The organism is Streptomyces sp. NBC_00259 (genome assembly GCF_036181745.1).
GTDB lineage: Bacteria > Actinomycetota > Actinomycetes > Streptomycetales > Streptomycetaceae > Streptomyces > Streptomyces pratisoli.
This window is the reverse complement of record NZ_CP108080.1, coordinates 1370317-1386998: the sequence shown is the minus strand read 5'-3', so window position 1 is coordinate 1386998 and position 16682 is coordinate 1370317. Positions and strand designations below refer to the sequence as shown.

Annotated in this window: 14 protein-coding genes; 9 read left to right on the top strand and 5 right to left on the bottom strand. The window is 71.7% G+C overall.

Annotated features, from left to right (window positions below):
- Positions 1 to 86 precede the first annotated feature (86 nt).
- The 4 genes from OG766_RS06240 to OG766_RS06225 all read left to right on the top strand — a co-directional run bounded on the left by OG766_RS06240 (position 87) and on the right by OG766_RS06225 (position 5178).
- Positions 87 to 1172, top strand: a complete 1086-nt coding sequence (locus OG766_RS06240) for a quaternary amine ABC transporter ATP-binding protein (RefSeq protein ID WP_328724726.1) — start codon at positions 87 to 89, stop codon at positions 1170 to 1172.
- A complete protein-coding gene (locus OG766_RS06235; protein WP_328724725.1) occupies positions 1165 to 3789 on the top strand; it encodes an ABC transporter permease/substrate binding protein in 2625 nt (874 codons plus the stop codon). The genes OG766_RS06240 and OG766_RS06235 overlap by 8 nt, the downstream gene beginning before the upstream one ends.
- Positions 3790 to 3925: 136 nt before the next feature.
- Positions 3926 to 4477, top strand: a complete 552-nt coding sequence (locus OG766_RS06230) for a helix-turn-helix domain-containing protein (protein ID WP_266375613.1) — start codon at positions 3926 to 3928, stop codon at positions 4475 to 4477.
- Positions 4474 to 5178, top strand: coding sequence for a helical backbone metal receptor (locus OG766_RS06225; protein ID WP_328724723.1), 705 nt, complete (start codon positions 4474 to 4476; stop codon positions 5176 to 5178). The genes OG766_RS06230 and OG766_RS06225 overlap by 4 nt, the downstream gene beginning before the upstream one ends.
- Here OG766_RS06225 and OG766_RS06220 read toward each other — a convergent pair.
- The gene (locus OG766_RS06220; RefSeq protein ID WP_328727431.1) at positions 5117 to 6253 is read right to left on the bottom strand and encodes a TDT family transporter; all 1137 of its coding nucleotides are present in this window, start codon (positions 6251 to 6253) and stop codon (positions 5117 to 5119) included. The genes OG766_RS06225 and OG766_RS06220 overlap by 62 nt on opposite strands.
- Positions 6254 to 6323: 70 nt before the next feature.
- On the opposite strand from OG766_RS06220, the gene OG766_RS06215 reads away from it, so the two are divergent.
- Positions 6324 to 7247, top strand: a complete 924-nt coding sequence (locus OG766_RS06215; RefSeq protein WP_266375617.1) for a LysR family transcriptional regulator — start codon at positions 6324 to 6326, stop codon at positions 7245 to 7247.
- Positions 7248 to 7432: 185 nt separating this feature from the next.
- Here the strand turns inward: OG766_RS06215 and OG766_RS06210 are convergent, their stop codons facing one another.
- The 3 genes from OG766_RS06210 to OG766_RS06200 form a co-directional block, all read right to left on the bottom strand.
- Positions 7433 to 8110, bottom strand: coding sequence for a gamma-glutamyl-gamma-aminobutyrate hydrolase family protein (locus OG766_RS06210; protein WP_266375619.1), 678 nt, complete (start codon positions 8108 to 8110; stop codon positions 7433 to 7435).
- A 19-nt stretch (positions 8111 to 8129) separates the two neighbouring features.
- Positions 8130 to 9572: an ethanolamine permease gene (gene eat, locus OG766_RS06205; RefSeq protein ID WP_328724722.1), complete on the bottom strand. Its 1443-nt coding sequence runs from the start codon at positions 9570 to 9572 to the stop codon at positions 8130 to 8132.
- 146 nt (positions 9573 to 9718) lie between these two features.
- Entirely contained in the window at positions 9719 to 10438 is a 720-nt protein-coding gene (locus OG766_RS06200; protein WP_266375623.1) for a FadR/GntR family transcriptional regulator, read from the bottom strand.
- A gap of 87 nt (positions 10439 to 10525) precedes the next feature.
- Between OG766_RS06200 and OG766_RS06195 the strand changes: the two genes are divergently transcribed.
- From OG766_RS06195 to OG766_RS06180, 4 genes are read left to right on the top strand one after another with little or no spacing between them, the layout of a single operon-like run.
- Complete coding sequence (locus OG766_RS06195) at positions 10526 to 11896, top strand: glutamine synthetase family protein (RefSeq protein WP_328724721.1); 1371 nt, start codon at positions 10526 to 10528, stop codon at positions 11894 to 11896.
- Positions 11897 to 11904: 8 nt separating this feature from the next.
- Entirely contained in the window at positions 11905 to 13275 is a 1371-nt protein-coding gene (locus tag OG766_RS06190) for an aldehyde dehydrogenase family protein (RefSeq protein ID WP_328724719.1), read from the top strand.
- A gap of 5 nt (positions 13276 to 13280) precedes the next feature.
- The gene (locus OG766_RS06185) at positions 13281 to 14066 is read left to right on the top strand and encodes a 3-oxoacyl-ACP reductase (RefSeq protein ID WP_266375629.1); all 786 of its coding nucleotides are present in this window, start codon (positions 13281 to 13283) and stop codon (positions 14064 to 14066) included.
- 9 nt (positions 14067 to 14075) lie between these two features.
- A complete protein-coding gene (locus tag OG766_RS06180) occupies positions 14076 to 15035 on the top strand; it encodes a DUF2510 domain-containing protein (RefSeq protein WP_266375631.1) in 960 nt (319 codons plus the stop codon).
- A gap of 48 nt (positions 15036 to 15083) precedes the next feature.
- Here the strand turns inward: OG766_RS06180 and OG766_RS06175 are convergent, their stop codons facing one another.
- The gene (locus OG766_RS06175; protein ID WP_266375633.1) at positions 15084 to 16286 is read right to left on the bottom strand and encodes an amino acid deaminase/aldolase; all 1203 of its coding nucleotides are present in this window, start codon (positions 16284 to 16286) and stop codon (positions 15084 to 15086) included.
- Positions 16287 to 16682: the final 396 nt, after the last annotated feature.

Genomic DNA, 16682 nt, shown 5'->3' with positions numbered 1-16682 from the left:
CCCGGGGAAGCGGGCCGAACCCGCCCGCTCCACGGCCCGCCGGCGGGGGATGCGGGCCGTTTTTCGGTTCAACGCGTGAGGTGTATGTGTCCAGGCTGCAAGCCGAGCACTTGTACAAGGTGTTCGGCCGACGACCCGATGAGGCGGTAGGCAGGCTCGAAAGCGGCGCCGACCGCGACGAGCTCCGCGCCGACGGAACGACTGCAGCGGTGATCGACGCCTCGTTCGCGGTCGAACCGGGTCAGATCTTCGTCGTCATGGGTCTTTCGGGATCCGGAAAGTCCACGCTGCTGCGGATGCTCAACGGGCTGCTGGAGCCGACCGCCGGACGCGTCCTCTTCGACGGCCAGGACCTGACCGCCCTCAGTGCGCGCGAGCTGCGCACCGTACGCTCCACCAAGATCAGCATGGTGTTCCAGCACTTCGCGCTGTTCCCCCACCGCAGCGTCCTGGAGAACGCCGGCTACGGCCTGGAGGTCCAGGGTGTCGCGCGCGCCGAGCGTGAGCGCCGGGCCGCCGAGGCCCTGGAGCTGGCCGGCCTGGGCGGCTGGGAGAAGTCCTGGCCGGACGAGCTCTCGGGCGGTATGCAGCAGCGTGTCGGCCTCGCCCGTGCGCTCGCCACCGACGCCGACCTGCTGCTGATGGACGAGTCCTTCAGCGCCCTCGACCCGCTGATCCGACGCGACATGCAGGACCAGCTGCTCGAACTGCAGAAGCGGCTGAAGAAGACGATCGTCTTCATCACGCACGACCTCAACGAGGCCATGCGCCTCGGGGACCGCATCGCGGTGATGCGCGACGGCCGGATCGTGCAGTTCGGCACCGCCGAGGACATCCTGGTCCGTCCCGCCAACGACTACGTGACCTCGTTCATCCAGGACGTGGACCGCTCCCGGGTGCTGACGGCCGCCGCCGTGATGACCGATCCGCAGCGCCCCGAGGCGGCGGACTGCGGCTGTGAGAGCGTCACCACCGACACCCTCGTCGCGGACCTGTGCGCCGTCAGCGCGCGCGTCCCGCACCCCGTGGCGGTGAGGAACGCCGAGGGCGAGGTCGTCGGTGTCGTACCGCAGTCCCGGCTGATCGGCTTCGTCGGTGACGAGGCGGGCGAACCCGTGCCCTGCGACAACCCGGTCCGCCGGCTGCCGAAGCAGGTGAGCGCCAGTGCCTAGGCTGCACCTGGGCGACTGGGTCGACAGCGGTGTCGACTGGCTCCAGTCCCATCTGTCCTGGCTGTTCGACGCCATCAGCTCCGTCGTCACCGGGATGTACGACGGCATCGACGCGGTGCTGTCCGCGCCGGAGCCGCTGCTCTTCGCGGGCATCCTCGCGGTCGTGGCCTGGTGGCTGCGCGGACTCCTCGCCGGCGGACTCGCGTTCGCCGGCTTCGCCCTGATCGACTCCGTCGAGCTGTGGGACGACGCCATGTCGACCCTCTCGCTGGTACTCGTCGCCACGATCGTCACGCTGGTGATCGCGATCCCGCTCGGCATCTGGGCGTCCCGTTCCAAGACCGTCAGCGCCGTGACCCGGCCGGTCCTGGACTTCATGCAGACCATGCCCGCCATGGTCTATCTGATCCCCGGCATCATCTTCTTCGGCGTCGGCGTGGTGCCCGGCATCATCGCCACCATCGTCTTCGCCCTGCCGCCCGGCGTGCGGATGACCGAACTCGGTATCCGCCAGGTCGACAAGGAGCTGGTGGAGGCCGCCGAGGCGTTCGGCACGACGCCGCGCAACACGCTGGTCCGGGTGCAGCTGCCACTCGCCCTGCCCACGATCATGGCCGGCATCAACCAGGTGATCATGCTGGGCCTGTCCATGGTGGTCATCGCCGGAATGGTCGGCGGCGGCGGTCTCGGCGGCGCCGTCTACCGCGCCATCGGCAATGTCGACATCGGCCTCGGCTTCGAGGCCGGTATCTCCATCGTCATCCTCGCCATGTACCTGGACCGGATGACCGGTGCGCTGGGCCGCCAGGTCTCGCCGCTCGGCCGTCGGGCCCTCGCCAGGGCGAAGGCCCTGACCGGTGGCCTGAAGATCTGGAACCACCGCCCCCAGCCCGTCGTCGCCGTCGTGGGCGTCGTCATCCTCGCGCTCGTCGCGGGCGGCATGGGCCTCTTCGGCGGCCCCAAGTCCGCCGACGCCTCCGACGCCACGAACGTGGGCCAGGGCAAGAAGGTCTCCCTCGGCTACATCCCGTGGGACGAGGGCATCGCCTCCACCTTCCTCTGGAAGGAGATGCTGGAGCAGCGCGGCTTCGAGGTCGACGCCAAGCAGCTGGAGGCCGGTTCGCTCTACACCGGTCTCGCCGGCGGTCAGATCGACTTCCAGACCGACTCCTGGCTGCCCGTCACCCACGCCCAGTACTGGGACAAGTACCAGGACAAGCTGGAGGACATGGGCTCCTGGTACGGCCCCACCTCCCTGGAGCTGTCCGTGCCCTCGTACGTGAAGGGCGTCGACTCCCTCGACGACCTCAAGGGCAAGGCGGACCGGTTCAAGGGCCGCATCGTCGGCATCGAGCCGAGCGCCGGAATGATGGGCATCCTCAAGGACAAGGTCCTCAAGGAGTACGGCCTGGAGGGCGAGTTCGAGGTCGTCGACGGCTCCACGCCCGGCATGCTCGCCGAGCTGAAGCGGGCGTACGACAAGAAGGAGCCCATCGTCACCACCCTGTGGTCGCCGCACTGGGCGTACAGCGCGTACGACCTGAAGAAGCTCAAGGACCCGAAGGGCACCTGGGGCAAGGGCGACGGCATCCACACCCTGGCCCGCAAGGGGTTCTCCGAGGAGAACCCGCAGGTCGGCAAGTGGCTGAAGAGCTTCAAGATGACGGAGGAGCAGCTCACCGGTCTCGAGGCGAAGATCCAGGAGACCGGCAAGGGCAAGGAGCAGGACGCCGTCCGCGCGTGGCTCGAGGAGAACCCGGGCCTCGCCGACAAGTGGACCCCGGTCGCCAAGGCCGGCAAGCCGGCCAAAGGAGGCGAGGACGAGCGCGAGCGCGCCCTGAACGTCGCCTGGTTCCCGTGGGAGGAGGACATCGCCGCCACCTATCTGTGGAAGGCGGTCCTCGAGGAGCGCGGGTACACGATGAACCTCAAGCAGTTCGAGGTCGGCCCCATGTACACGGCGCTGTCCCGCGGGCAGATCGACGTCCAGTTCGACGGCTGGCTGCCGAGCACCCAGAAGAAGTACTGGGACAAGTACGGTGACAAGCTCACCGACATCGGTTCCTGGTACGGGCCGACGTCCCTGGAGATCGCGGTCCCCTCGTACGTCGAGGGCGTGGACTCGCTGGAGGACCTCAAGGGCCGCAGCGGCGAGTTCAAGGGCCGCGTCGTCGGCATCGAGCCCGGCACCGAGACCATGAACATCCTGAAGAACGACGTCCTGCCCGGCTACGGGCTGGACAAGGAGTTCGAGGTCGTCGACAGTTCCACGCCCGGCATGCTCGCCGAGCTGAAGCGGGCGTACGCGAAGAAGGAGCCGATCGCGGTCATGCTGTGGACCCCGCACTGGGCCTACAGCGAGTACGGGCTGACCAAGCTGAAGGACCCGAAGAAGCTCTTCGGTGAGGGCGACCGCATCCACACCGTCGCGAGCAAGGCGTTCCCGGAGCAGTACCCGCAGCTCACGAAGTGGCTCAAGGACTTCCGTCTGAGCGAGCAGCAGCTCGCCGGTCTGGAGAACGAGATCCAGAAGCGCGGCACCGGCCACGAGGAAGAGGCCGTCAAGGCCTGGATGGCGAAGAACCCCGGCATCGTGGACCGGCTGGCACCGCAGTAGACCACATGAATCCCCCCACCGGTGAGGGCCCTGTCACACTCCGTGGCAGGGCCCTTGTCGTTACTCCAGTGACAACAGTGGGTTGCCGTGCCGGGAACGTGCGTAAGGTACAGAGTGGAGGGAGGGACATCAGGTCATGGGAGACAAGGAAACACTCCGCGTCGGCTCCGCCGTCCGTCGACGGCGCAGGGCCCTGGATCTGACGCTCGCCGCCGTCGCGGAGCGCAGCGGCCTTTCCGTGCCCTTCCTCAGCCAGATCGAGAACGAGCGGGCGCGCCCCAGCATGCGCTCGCTCCAGCGTGTCGCCGAGGCCCTGGAGACCACCGGTGCCGAGCTGCTGGCCGCCGCGGACTCCGCCCGGGTCGTCGACGTCGTCCGCGCGGACGAGGACACCCTCGCCGCCGGACCGGGCGTGCGCCACCTGGTGCGCGGCCACCACCAGCTCCACGGCGTGGAGTTGACCGGCGAGCAGGACGCCGGAGGAGAGTGCCAGCACCGCAACGACGAGCTGATGTACCTCGTGGACGGCGCCGTGGAGGTCGAGGCCGAGGGCCGGGCGTACCGGCTGGAGAAGGGCGACAGCCTGTTCCTCTCCGGCGGGGTGCTCCACCGGTGGCGTGCCACCCGGCCCGGCACGCGTCTCGTCGTCGTCGCCGTCGCCGACCACATCGAGGCCACCGGGCTGTGACTCGCGTCGTCTCGCTGGTGCCCTCGCTCACCGAGGCCGTCGCCGTCAGTGCCCCCGGGCTGCTGGCCGGGGTCACCGACTGGTGCAGCCGGCCCGCCGACACCGGTGCGATCAGGATCGGCGGCACCAAGAACCCCGACGTGGAGGCGATCGTCGCACTCCGGCCGGACCTCGTCGTCGCCAACGAGGAGGAGAACCGGGCCCCCGACCTCGACGCGCTGCGCGCCGCCGGCCTCGAAGTCCTCGTCACCGAGGTACGGACCCTGCCGCAGGCCTTCACCGAGCTGGAACGGGTCCTGCGGGCCTGCGGTGTGCCCAGGCCGCGCTGGCTCGACGACGCCGAGGCCGCCTGGGCCGCGGTCGAGCCGGCCGAGCCGCGGCGCGCCGTGGTGCCCGTCTGGCGGCGGCCCTGGATGGTCCTCGGCCGTGACACGTTCGCCGGCGACCTGCTGGCCCGCCTCGGTGTCGACAACGTCTACGCAGGCCACCCCGAACGCTATCCGCGCATCCCGATCGACGAGCTGAACGCGGCCGGCGCCGATCTCGTCGTCCTGCCCGACGAGCCCTACCGCTTCACCGCGGACGACGGCCCCGAGGCGTTCCCCGCACTGCCCGCCGCGCTCGTCGACGGGCGCATGCTCACCTGGTACGGGCCGTCGCTGGCAGCGGCGCCGACGGAGCTGCGAGCAGCGCTCCGCTGACCAGCCCCCGCAGCGTCCGGGCCCCCGTCACCGCCCACGCCGCCAGCAGGAACACATACAGCGCGACCGCCGCCCACTCCAGGGCGGCCAGACCGGTGTGGGCGGCGAGGCTCGCGGCACCGGTGACGCAGGTGCCGACGGGGAAGGTGAACGACCACCACGTCATCGCGAACGGCATGCCCCGGCGGACCGCTCGCAGCACCATGGCCCCGGCCAGCGCCAGCCACAGCAGCGCGAAGCCCATCACCGGTACCCCGTACACCACCGCGAAGGCCCCGAGCCCGGCCGCGTACGGCGACCCGATCGCGGACGGCGCCACGTCCGCCAGGCTGTTCACCGCGGTCGTCGACTGGCCGAGCGGGCCGAGGACCAGGAACAGCGACGGCGTCAGGGCGAGCGGCAGCGGACCGTGGTGCACGAGCCGTGCGAACACCAGCGGCAGCATCAGCAGCACCGCCAGCAGGCTCAGCCCGAACAGGGCGTAGCAGCCCAGCAGCAGCGCCTCGCGCCACTGCCCGGCGGGCAGGTGCGGCACCAGTCGCGGACCCAGCGTCGCCGCCACCATCGGGGCCACCACCGGCAGCAGCCACACCGGGGAGGCGCCGCCCGGGGCGACCCTGTGACGCGTGATCATCAGATACGGGATCGCCACCGCGACGACCAGCCCGACGAGCGTGCCGGCGCCGAACAGCGCCGCGCCGGCCACCACCGCGTCCCGCTCGCCGATCACGCCGGGGCCGACCGAGAACGTGCCGATGCCGACCGCGAGCAGCGCCATCGACAGACAGCCGTAGAAGGGGGCGACCGCCGGGTCCAGGAGATCGGCGCGGGCGCGGTCGCGATGGTGGAGCCAGTGCCCGGCGCGGGCCACCAGCAGCGCCGCCAGCATCAGCGCGGACAGCACCCACACGGCCTCGTACGCGTCCCGGAGTCCCGGCAGCCGCACGGGCAGCGCGGCGCCCGCGTTCGCGACGATGGCCGTGCCCATGACGGCCGCGTACCAGTTCGGTCCGAGATTCCGGAGTGAGCGCGGCGGCACGGCTGCGGTGGTACGGGGCTGGGCGACGGTGACCATGAGGCCACTGTCCGCCCCGGAAAGTACTCCCACCAGGGATCTCATTCCTATGAGCCCATAAGCTTGCTTTATGAGCGAAGAGCAACGCGGGCCGATCGCCCACCGGGTGCCCGATCTCGCCGCGCTGGAGCTGCTGCTCGCCGTGGCCCGGCACGGCAGCCTGGGCCGGGCCGCCCGGGAGCTCGGCATCACCCAGCCCGCGGCGAGCAGCCGCATCCGGTCCATGGAGCGGCAGCTCGGCGTCGCGCTCGTGGACCGCTCGCCCCGGGGCTCCCGGCTCACCGACGCGGGCGCGCTGGTCACCGACTGGGCGGGGCGGATCGTGGAGGCGGCCGAGGCGTTCGACGCGGGCGCACAGGCCCTGCGCGACCGGCGCGACTCACGGCTGCGGGTGGCCGCCAGCATGACCATCGCGGAGTATCTGCTGCCCGGCTGGCTCATCGCGCTGCGCCAGGGGCGCCCCGGCACCGCGGTCTCGCTGCTCGCGGGCAATTCGGCCGCGGTCGCCGAGCGGCTGCTGCGCGACGACGCCGACCTCGGCTTCGTGGAGGGACTCGCCGTCCCCGAGGGGCTCGACGGCACGGTCATCGGCCACGACCGGCTGATCGTCGTCGCCGCGCCGGGTCATGACTGGGCGCGGCGACGCTCCCCGGTGTCGCCGGAGAAGCTGGCGGCGACCTCCCTGGTGCTGCGCGAGCGCGGCTCGGGCACCCGTCAGGTCCTCGACTCGGCGCTCGCGGAGTACGGGGGCCTCGCCGAGCCGCTGCTCGAACTCGCCTCCACCACCGCGGTGAAGGCGGCCGCCGTCAGCGGCGCCGGTCCCGCGGTCCTCAGCGAACTCGCGGTCACCGAGGAGCTGGCCTCGCGCCGGCTGGTCCGCATCCCGGTCGAGGGGGTGCGGCTGCGCCGCGATCTCCGCGCGGTCTGGCGCCAGGGGCACCGGCCCACGGGCCCGGCCCGGGATCTGCTGTCGCTGACGCGCTCCTCGGGGTGAGCCGGTGGCGCGGCGGCAGCGTGACGTACCCCCTGCGTGCCACGTCCGCGCCTTTGTCCCGGCGGCCCTCCGGCCCGGCGTGGCGACGGCAGGCGACGCGCCCGGCACGGTGCCCATGGCGGCGTCCAGGAAACCCGGCCCTCCCCACAGTGGTCATCGGCGACGGGGAGGACCGGGAGCGCGGCTCATGACGCGGCGCGTACCAGCCCGGCCATGACGCGGGTGTCCTCGCCCATCTCCGGGTGCCACTGGACGCCCAGGACCCAGGCCGGGTCCGGCAGTTCCACGGCCTCCACCGTGCCGTCCTGCGCGTGCGCCGAGACGACGAGCCCGTCCCCGAGGCGGTCCACCGACTGGTGGTGGTACGTCGGTACGGCGGACTCCTCGGGCACCAGCGAGGCGTACCGAGTGCCCTCGACCGGCGTCACGGGATGCCGCCCGAAGACGCCGGTCGCCTCCACATGCCCGTCGAGGTGCTGCACGAGCGTGCCGCCGAGGGCCACGTTCAGCAACTGCATGCCGCGGCAGATCCCGAGCAGCGGGGTGCCGTCCGCCAGCGCCGCGTCGATGAGGGCCAGTTCCCAGGCGTCCCGCTCCCGCGCCGGCGGTCCGGTCCGCGGGTCGGGCTCGGCCCCGTACCGTACGGGCTCGACATCGGGGCCGCCGGCGACGACGAGCCCGTCGAGCCGGGCCACCACGGACGCGGCCCGCCCGGGGTCGTCCGGCGGGAGCATCGCGGCCATCCCCCCTGCCGACTGGACGAGGCGCGGATACCCGGCGGGCAGCAGGGCGGCGGGCAGCCGCCACACGCCCCACGAAGCCTCGTTCAGATAGGTGCTGACGCCGATGAGCGGCTGGCTCACCTGATACCTCCGGTCACGGTCACTTGAGTTCGGCCTCGGCCGCGGCGAGCGCCGCGAACTCCTCCTCCGGCGCACGGGCCACGAGATGGTGCCGACTGTAGAAGGCGAAGTACGCGAGGGCGACGCCGTACACGACCAGCGCGATCACGGCCGCGTCCTTGTCCACCAGGAACGTCGCCACCAGCGCGGACAGCGCGAGGACGAACGCGACGGACGAGGTCAGCACACCACCGGGGGTGCGGTACGGGCGGGGCAGCTCCGGCTCGCGGCGCCGCAGCACGATGTGGGACAGCGCCATCAGCGCGTAGCTGATGGTCGCGCCGAACACGGCGATGTTCAGCATCCGCGCCCCGTCCCCGGTGCCGGCCGCCAGCGCGAAGCCGATCGCGCCGGGGATCAGCAGCCCCAGGTACGGCGACTTGCGGCGGCTCGTCAGCGACAGGAAGCGGGGCAGGTACCCGGCCCGGGAAAGGGCGAACAGCTGCCGCGACCCGGCGTAGATGAGCGAGAAGAACGAGGCGACCAGGCCCGCGAGTCCGGCGTAGTTGACGAAGCGGCTCAGCGCGGTCGGGTCGCCGTCCCCCTGCAACGCCACCACCAGCGGGTTTCCGGCGTCCTGGATGGCGGCGGAGCCGCGCGCGCCGGTGGCGGCGAAGAACGTCAGCGCGGCGAGCAGCACCAGGATGCCCATCGAGATGGCGAGCGCCCGGGGCATGGACCGGACCGGGTCCTTGGCCTCCTCCGCGGCGAGCGGCACGCCCTCCACGCCGAGGAAGAACCACATGCCGAACGGGAACGCCGCCCAGATGCCCAGCAGACCGAACGGCAGCCAGGAGCTGGAGCCCACGGCGTCCTTGTCGACCGGGATGTCGTCGAGCCCGCTCACCTGGAAGTCGGTGAACGCGCCCAGCGCGAAGATCAGCAGCGCGGCGACCGCGATCGCGGTGACGACGAGGCTGAAGCGCAGCGCCTCGCCCACACCCCACAGATGGATGCCTATGAAGATCGCGAAGCAGGCGAGGTAGACCGGCCAGGCCGACTCCAGTCCGAACAGTCCGAGCGACTCGACGTAGTCGCCGATGAAGATGGAGATCGCGGCGGGAGCGAGGATGTACTCGATGAGGATCGCCGTACCGGTGAGGAAGCCGCCCCAGGGGCCGAGGGCGCGGCGCGCGAAGCCGTAGCCGCCGCCGGCCGTCGGCAGGATCGCGGAGAGCTCGGCGAGTGCGAAGACGAGACAGGCGTACATCAGGCCCATGAGCACGGTGGCCGCGGCGAGACCGCCGAAACCGCCCTTGGACAGGCCGATGTTCCAGCCGGAGAAGTCGCCGGAGACGACGTAGGCGACGCCGAGCCCGGTGAGCAGCAGCCAGCCCGCGCTGCCGCGCCGCAGGGTCCGGCGCTCCAGATAGTCGTCCGATGGTGGTGGTGTCGTGCTCCCGGTGGTGTCTTCCAGCGTCATGGCAGAGCTCCCGCGTCGGGCCCAATGGAATGGAGCCATACCTTTGCGCTGGGGCGGGGGGTAACGCAAGACCTGTGCGTTACTTTCGGGTTACGCCCATGGGCCGCGCCGGTGGCGTACCCGCGGTGGCGGGGGTGGGGTGCGGGTCACGTGAGGAAGCCGCGCAGCAGCGCCGCGGTGCCCGCGCAGTGCTCGCGCATCATCTCCCGCGCCCCGTCCGCGTCACCCTCCAGCACCGCCTCCACCAGCGCGACGTGCTGCTGCTGTGAGTGCTCCAGATTGCGTACGAGCAGCGGGATGCAGTCCAGCAGATCGTTCACCGTCGCCCGTACCGCCGCGTACTGCGTGGTCAGAGTGGGGGAGCCGGACAACTCGGCGAGCGTGAGGTGCAGCAGGGTGTCGCAGCGCCGGTAGTCGTCGAGGGGTGCGTCATGCGTCGCGGCCAGTGCCGTACGCAGCCGCGCGGCCCCGTCCTCGCCGAGGCCGTGCGCGGCGCACAGCCCGGCCGCCCCGACCTCCAGCACCTCACGGAAGCGCAGGGTGTCCTCGACGTCGACCGTCGCGATCCGGCGGCGCAGCTCGTCCTCGCCCTCGGTCCGGGCGCGGGGCAGGACGAACGTTCCGCCGTAGCGCCCGCGCCGGCTCTCCACGAGGCCCTCCTCCTGCAGGACCTTCAGCACCTCGCGCAGCGTCACCCGGCTGATGCCCATCCGGTCGGCCAGCTCGCGCTCGGCGGGCAGTCGCTCACCGCCGGGCACCAGGCCGAGCCGTACGACCTGGAGGATCTGCTCCAGCGCCTCCTCGAAACCGTTGCCCCCGCGCACCGGCCGCAGCACGGACGTGAGCCGGTCATCGGGCTCCCTCATCGTCGCCACGTTGCGGTTCCCCCTTCCCAAGCAATGGTCTTCCGCAATACCTTATGGCTTCCCGGCTGACCTTAGGAGGCACATCCCGTGGCAGACCGTAAACCCCCGCTGACCGTCGAGGACCTCAGAGTCCTCGTCGCGAGCGGTGAGATCGACACCGTAGTCCTGGCCTTCCCCGACATGCAGGGGCGGCTCCAGGGGAAGCGGTTCGCCGCGCCGTTCTTCCTCGACGAGGTCCTGGAGCACGGCACCGAGGGCTGCAACTACCTCCTCGCCGTCGACACCGAGATGAACACGGTGGACGGCTACGAGATGTCCTCCTGGGACCGCGGCTACGGCGACTTCGCCATGCACCCCGACCTGGACACCCTGCGCCGCGTCCCCTGGAACGAGGGCACGGCGATGCTCATCGCCGACCTCGCCTGGAACGACGGCGGCCCCGTCGTCGCCGCGCCCCGCCAGATCCTCCGCCGCCAGCTGGAGCGCCTCGCGGAGCACGGGTACTCGGTACGGGTCGGCACCGAGCTCGAGTTCATCGTCTTCAAGGACACCTACGAGCAGGCCTGGGACCGCGACTACCGGGGCCTCACACCGGCCAACCAGTACAACATCGACTACTCGGTGCTCGGCACCGGCCGGATCGAGCCGCTGCTGCGCCGTATCCGCAACGAGATGGCCGCGGCCGGACTGACCGTCGAGTCCGCCAAGGGCGAGTGCAACCCCGGCCAGCACGAGATCGCGTTCCGCTACGACGAGGCCCTCGTCACCTGCGACCAGCACGCCGTCTACAAGACCGGCGCCAAGGAGATCGCCGCCCAGGAGGGCGTCTCGCTCACCTTCATGGCCAAGTACAACGAGCGCGAGGGCAACTCCTGCCACATCCATCTCTCGCTCGCCGACGCCGACGGCCGCAACGTCATGGCGGGTGACGGGGACGACGAGCACGGAATGTCACCGGTCATGCGGTACTTCCTCGCCGGACAGCTCGCCGCACTGCGTGACTTCTCGCTGCTCTACGCGCCGAACATCAACTCGTACAAGCGCTTCCAGCCCGGCTCGTTCGCCCCCACCGCCGTAGCCTGGGGCCACGACAACCGCACCTGTGCGCTGCGCGTCGTCGGCCACGGCCGCTCGATGCGTTTCGAGAACCGGCTGCCCGGCGGCGACGTCAACCCGCACCTCGCCGTCGCCGGACTGGTCGCGGCCGGGCTGTACGGCATCGAACAGAAGCTGGAGCTGCCCGAGGTCTGCACCGGCAACGCCTACACCGCCGGCTACGCGCACGTCCCGACCACCCTCCGCGAGGCCGCCGAGCTGTGGGAGAACAGCCCCATCGCCAAGGCCGCCTTCGGGGACGAAGTCGTCGCCCACTACCGCAACATGGCGCGGGTCGAGCTCGAAGCCTTCGACGCCGCGGTGACCGACTGGGAGCTCCGCCGCTCCTTCGAACGCATGTGAGGCACCACTTGTCGCAACCGTACGAACTCGATGTGCTGAACCCGGCCACCGAGGAAGTCATCGCCACCGTCCCCGGCGCCCTCGCCCACCACGTCGACGCGGCCGTGGCGCGAGCCGCCCGGGCCCAGCGCGGCTGGGCGGCCGCCGCCCCCGCCGACCGGGCCCGGCTGCTGCGCCGCTTCGCCGCCGTCGTGGACGACCACATCGAGGAACTGGCGCGGCTGGAGGTCCGCGAGGCCGGCCACACCATCGGCAACGCCCGCTGGGAGGCCGGGAACGTCCGCGATCTGCTGGACTACGCGGCCGGGGGAGTGGAACGCCTCACCGGCCGGCAGATCCCCGTACCCGGCGGCATCGACCTCACGATCCTCGAACCGCTCGGTGTCGTCGGCGTCATCGCGCCGTGGAACTTCCCCATGCCGATCGCCGCCTGGGGCACCGCCCCCGCGCTCGCCGCCGGCAACGCGGTCATCCTCAAGCCCGCCGAGACCACTCCGTTGACCGCCCTGCGCCTCGCCGAACTCGCCCTGGAGGCGGGCCTTCCCGAGCATCTCTTCCAGGTGCTCCCCGGCCGCGGCGACCTCGCGGGCGACGCACTCGTCCGCCACCCCGGCGTCGCGAAGATCGTCTTCACCGGCTCCACCCGGATCGGCAAGCGGATCATGTCGCTCTGCGCCGACCAGGTGAAGCGCGTGACCCTCGAACTCGGCGGCAAGAGCCCCAACATCGTCTTCGCCGACGCCGACATCGAGGCCGCCGCGGCCGCGGCACCCATGTCCTTCCTGGACAACAGCGGCCAGGACTGCTGCGCCCGCACCCGCATCCTCGTCCAGCGTTCGGTGTACGACGACTTCCTGGACCGGCTCGCCCCCGCTCTGAAGTCGGTCGTCGTCGGCGACCCCGCGGACGAGAACACGCAGATGGGGCCGCTCATCTCACGTGTGCAACTGGACCGCGTACGGTCATATGTCACCGATGACCTCGCGACGGTCACCGGCAGCGCCCCGGAAGGCCCGGGCTTCTGGTTCCCGCCGACGCTGGTCACCGGCGCCGCCCCCGACGCCCCCGTCGCCACCGAAGAGGTCTTCGGCCCCGTCGCCGCCGTCCTGCCCTTCGACGACGAGGACGAGGCCGTACGCCTGGCCAACGCCACCGAGTACGGACTCTCCGGCTCCATCTGGACCCGTGACGTCGGCCGGGCGCTGCGCGTCTCCGGCGCGGTCGCCGCGGGCAACCTGTCCGTCAACTCCCACTCCAGCGTCCGCTACTGGACCCCGTTCGGCGGCTATGGGCAGTCCGGCCTCGGCCGTGAGCTCGGCCCCGACGCCCTCACCGCTTTCACCGAGACCAAGAACGTCTTCATCAGCACGGAGGCCTGAACAGCATGACCACCGACAACACCGTGTGCCGCCGTCTCGTCGGCCGTACCGCCGTCATCACCGGTGCCGGCAGCGGCATCGGCCTGGCCACCGCACGCCGCCTCGCCTCCGAAGGGGCCAACGTCGTCTGCGGCGACATCGACGAGATCGCCGGCAAGGCGGCCGCCGAAGAGGTCGGCGGCACGTTCGTGAAGGTCGACGTCACCGACGCCGAGCAGGTCGAGGCGCTGTTCAGGACCGCCTACGACACCTACGGCAGCGTCGACATCGCCTTCAACAACGCCGGCATCTCGCCGCCCGACGACGACTCCATCCTCGAGACCGGCCTGGACGCCTGGAAGCGGGTCCAGGAGGTCAACCTCACCTCCGTGTTCCTGTGCTGCAAGGCCGCCATCCCCTACATGCGGCGCCAGGGCAGGGGCTCCATCATCAACACCGCCTCGTTCGTGGCCCGGATGGGCGCGGCGACCTCCCAGATCTCGTACACCGCGAGCAAGGGCGGCGTCCTCGCCATGTCCCGTGAGCTGGGTGTGCAGTTCGCCCGCGAGGGCATCAGGGTCAACGCCCTGTGCCCGGGGCCGGTCAACACCCCGCTGCTCCAGGAGCTGTTCGCCAAGGACCCCGAGCGGGCGGCCCGGCGGCTCGTGCACATCCCCGTGGGCCGCTTCGCGGACGCGGACGAGATCGCCGCGGCCGTGGCGTTCCTCGCCAGCGACGACTCGTCGTTCGTCAACGCCACGGACTTCCTGGTCGACGGTGGGATCTCGGGGGCGTACGTCACGCCTCTGTAGGGTGACCGCATGAGCATGACGACCCCTCCCCCCACGCCTGGCGGCCTGGGGGGACCCCCGGGCTGGTACCAGGACCCAGGTGCGCCGTCCCTCGAACGCTGGTGGGACGGCGCTGCCTGGACCGGGCACACCCGGCCCCTCGGCGCCCCGCAGGCGCCGCCCGTCACGGCACCGATACCCCTCGCCGCACAGCACGGACGGGGCGGCGCGGGCGGCGGCATCGGCAAGGGCGGGATCGTCGCGCTCGTCACCGCCGGCGCGGTCCTGCTGGGCGCGATCGTCACCGGCGTCGTCGTCCTCGGCAAGGACGACGAACAGACCGTGCCACAGTCCTCGGAGAGCGTCTCGGCGCCGCTGCCCTCCGCGACGGACAACGGCCCGAAGCCCGCTCCGACGGCGGCCGGAGACCAGGACGTCCTCGTCGACCAGCTCAACGGCATCACCCTGCCCCTGCTGGACGGCTGGGAGAAGTCCGACTCCTCGGTCGACCCCGTGCCGACCATGGTGACCGCGAACTCCTACAAGTGCCCCGGTGACTCCGCCCAGTTCTGCCACCACGGCACGGTGTCCTCCCGTACGGCCACGGTCACCAACGTGAAGTCGCCCGAGAAGCTCGCCACCCAGGATGTCGGCATCGCCGCCGACTGGGCCTACGACAACGACCGCGTCGGCAACCGCATCCACGGCGGCATCAAGGACCACCAGCTGGTCAGGTCCGCGCCCGTGGTCGTGGCCGGACGCACCGGACACCTCGTGCGGTGGCGGGTGACGACCGGCGCGGGCCCCGGCGGCTACGTGCAGTCGCTGGTCTTCCCCTCGGCCGTCGGCTCCGAGTCGCTGATCGTCGTCCGGTTCGCCTTCGACGCCGGCCCGGACGGCCCGCCGCTCGGCGACATGGACCGGGTCATCAAGGGCATCCGGCCGGTCGGCGACGTCAGCGGGGGAGTCGGCTCCACGGTCAGCCCGTAGGGCGCGGGACGAGCCGGGAGCCCAGGGGACCGGCCGATCACCGGCGGGTCACAGGAACGTACGGCCCTCGCCCCGGTACGTCGGCACGGTCGCCGTCACCCGGTCGTCCTCGACCAGATGCAGCGAGTCGAACCGCTCGCACAGCTCCCCGGCCTTCGCGTGCCGGAACCACACCTTGTCCCCCATGAGCAGATCGTCCGCGGCCGGCCCGAGCAGCGGGGTCTGGACCTCGCCCGGTCCCTCCTGCGGGTCGTACCGCAGCCCTTCCGGCAGATACGGCACCGGCAGCCGGTCCCGTCCCGCGGCGCCCGACGCGGGGTAGCCGCCGCCGAGCACGGTCACCACACCGACGCCCGGGCGGCGCACGACGGGCTGGGCGAAGAGCGCCGCGGGCCGCCCGGCGAACGACGTGTAGTTGTCGAACAGCCGCGGAACGTACAGCCCCGAGCCTGCGGCGATCTCCGTGACCGCCTCCTCCGCCGCGGTGTGCTGCACGCTGCCCGTGCCGCCACCGTTCACGAACTCCAGGTCCGGCGCCACCGCCCGGACCGCGCGGACGACGGCCGCCCGCCGTTGCGCCAGCTCCCGGCGGGCCGTGGACTGCATCAGCCGGACCGCCCGCGAGCGCAACGGGCTGCCCGCCACCGCGTCCCCGACACCGGCGACATGCCCCTCGTACGCCATCAGCCCCACCAGCCGGAAACCGGGACGGCCCACGACCGCCCGGGCCAGCGCCTCCAGCTGCGCAGGCTCCCGCAACGGCGAACGCCGCGCCCCGACCCGTATCCGGCCGCCCAGCAGATGCAGCGCGGTGTCCAGTTCCAGACAGACCCGGATCTCCTCCGTGCCGCCCTCCCGCGCCCGGTCGATCAGCTCCAGCTGCGCGGGGTCGTCGACCATGACCGTCACGGCGGCGGCGAGCTTGGCGTCCCCGGCCAGCTCGGCGAAGCCGGCCCGGTCGGCGGACGGATAGGCGAGGAGAACGTCGCCGAACCCGGCGCGCGCGAGCCAGATCGACTCGTCCAGGGTGAACGACATGATCCCGGCGAACCCGTCCATCGCCAGTACCCGTTCCAGCAGCGCCCGGCAGCGTACGGACTTGCTGGCCACCCGGATCGGCTTGCCGCCCGCCCGCCTGACCAGGTCCGCCGCATTGGCGTCGAACGCCCCCAAGTCCACTATGGCCAGGGGCGCGTCGAGGTGGGCGGTGGCCCGGTCGTACCGGGTTCGGCGAGCGGCACGGGGAGTCATGCGCAGAGCTTGCCAGACCGGTCTACCGGAGGGTAGGGGGACGTTCTGCGCAGATCCCCCCGGGCCTGCGGTCCTGTTCCCGTCCGGCGCACTTCAGCCCGTAGAGTGACCGGTACGCGGCGACGAACGGGCCTGCCCCGAAAGGCGATCCGGCGGCGGCAGGAGCACCAGGAAACGGGGGGCGGATGAGCACCGAAGCGCAGCGCCCGCGTGTGCCGTCACGCCACTCCCGGATATCGGAAGCCTTCGTTCCACCGGACGCCTCCGAGCCACCGCCGACCCCCGCAGAGACGACGGCCCGCCTTCGGCCCATCACGGACACGACGCCTCCGCCGGCCGCGCCCGCGGCCGCGGGGTCCGGCACGCGTCCCGGCACGTCCGGCCCGAACACCGGCG

Coding starts and splice junctions, on each gene's coding strand:
- OG766_RS06180 (WP_266375631.1), top strand. CDS start 14,076: ATGAGCATGACGACCCCTCCCCCCACGCCTGGCGGCCTGGGGGGACCC.
- OG766_RS06230 (WP_266375613.1), top strand. CDS start 3,926: ATGGGAGACAAGGAAACACTCCGCGTCGGCTCCGCCGTCCGTCGACGG.
- OG766_RS06200 (WP_266375623.1), bottom strand. CDS start 10,438: ATGAGGGAGCCCGATGACCGGCTCACGTCCGTGCTGCGGCCGGTGCGC.
- OG766_RS06220 (WP_328727431.1), bottom strand. CDS start 6,253: ATGGTCACCGTCGCCCAGCCCCGTACCACCGCAGCCGTGCCGCCGCGC.
- OG766_RS06215 (WP_266375617.1), top strand. CDS start 6,324: ATGAGCGAAGAGCAACGCGGGCCGATCGCCCACCGGGTGCCCGATCTC.
- OG766_RS06185 (WP_266375629.1), top strand. CDS start 13,281: ATGACCACCGACAACACCGTGTGCCGCCGTCTCGTCGGCCGTACCGCC.
- OG766_RS06175 (WP_266375633.1), bottom strand. CDS start 16,286: ATGACTCCCCGTGCCGCTCGCCGAACCCGGTACGACCGGGCCACCGCC.
- eat (WP_328724722.1), bottom strand. CDS start 9,572: ATGACGCTGGAAGACACCACCGGGAGCACGACACCACCACCATCGGAC.